The following is a 1,289-nucleotide window of genomic DNA, read 5'->3' as shown; positions in this document are numbered from 1 at the left end:
TGCTGGAGAGCCTGGAGGGAGTTTAAGCGCGAACAGCGCAACGGGTCACGGGAGAACGTCAAGAAAGAGGATGGCCGGCAAGGTCGCCTGGTCAACGGGTTCGCTGCGCTGGATGCGAGCCGGGACAAGCAGATCGCCCACTTGAACCAGCAGGTCGAGGCATTGCAGCACGAACTAGATGCGGCAGGCCGCCGACATCGTGCCGAGTTGGAGCGTATGGACCGCCGCTTGGCCGCGAAGGCAGACGCGTTGCTTCGCGCTGAGGAGGCTCGCGATCGAGGGTGGAATTTGATGAGGGAACACAAGGAGCGACTACATGAAATGCGCCACAATGCGAACAATGCGATCCAAACCGCTTATGCAGTCGGCAGGGCCCACGCAAACGGCGATATGAGTGTTCCGATACCCGCCCCGATGCCACCCATACCGCCTCCAGAGGAGATGGAGGGGAAGAAGCCTGCCTAGTTATGAGACTACTCAAACCATCGGTCTTCTGGCCAACCACGCTTCTTCCGCAAGTAGGCACGATCATGCGGGATGCCCGCAAGCTCGGCGGCATCTCGCATGCTCAGACGTTTCCCTTGGTAGGTTACCATGACCGATACTCGGGTATTTCTCATCTGCTCTTGATGGGTAGCCCACCGGCAGTTTGACGGCTCGTAGTTACCGTTTGGGTTAATGCGGTCGAGGCTATGCCCTTCCGGCCTCTCGCCCATGTCGGACAAGAAGTTCTCAAAGCTATTGCGCCACCTGTCGCAAACTCTGATGCCCCGGCCCCCGTAAAGTTCGTAGCGGTCATGGTGAGTATTGTAGCATCGACACTTCATTCGCTGCCATGTGCGATAAGTCGCGGTGGCTTCTCCCACTGGCGTGTGGCCGTGAGTTCTGCTGCGAACACCGATGGTCGCGTTAGCGCCTTGGCAACCGCAACTCTGCGTATGGCCGTTGCGGAGGTTGTTTAGCCGAACCGTGGAGATGTTCCCGCAATCGCATCTGCATCGCCACAACGCGTGCTTTTTCTCCCACCCTGCATAGGAAAGCACAGTCAACGCACCGAAGCGTTCACCAGTAATTTCAGCTCTTTTTCCCATGGCGATTTTTACCACGACATCACTTCAGGGGAGGTGTGATCGTGGCGTAAGAGCAATCACAAGAATGCCATTCCCGCCGGTCCCGCCGCTTAACAGCCGCGCCGGGAAGCGGCCGGACTGAACCACCCGCCGGGCGCGGCCCGGCACCTCGACAATCTGGAGAACAACGATGGCACCCCTGGTGGCCATCGGCGCCTC

Annotated in this window: 1 protein-coding gene; it reads left to right on the top strand. The window is 59.0% G+C overall.

Features of this window, described 5'->3' with window-relative positions:
• Window positions 1–465, top strand: a 465-nt coding sequence (locus tag ACO1BU_RS37425; RefSeq protein ID WP_424140911.1) for a hypothetical protein, incomplete at its 5' end; no start/stop codon positions are given.
• Window positions 466–1,289 lie beyond the last annotated feature (824 nt).

The organism is Roseomonas chloroacetimidivorans (assembly GCF_049629625.1).
GTDB classification, from domain to species: domain Bacteria; phylum Pseudomonadota; class Alphaproteobacteria; order Acetobacterales; family Acetobacteraceae; genus Roseomonas; species Roseomonas chloroacetimidivorans.
This window is presented reverse-complemented; position numbering and strand designations above follow the sequence as displayed.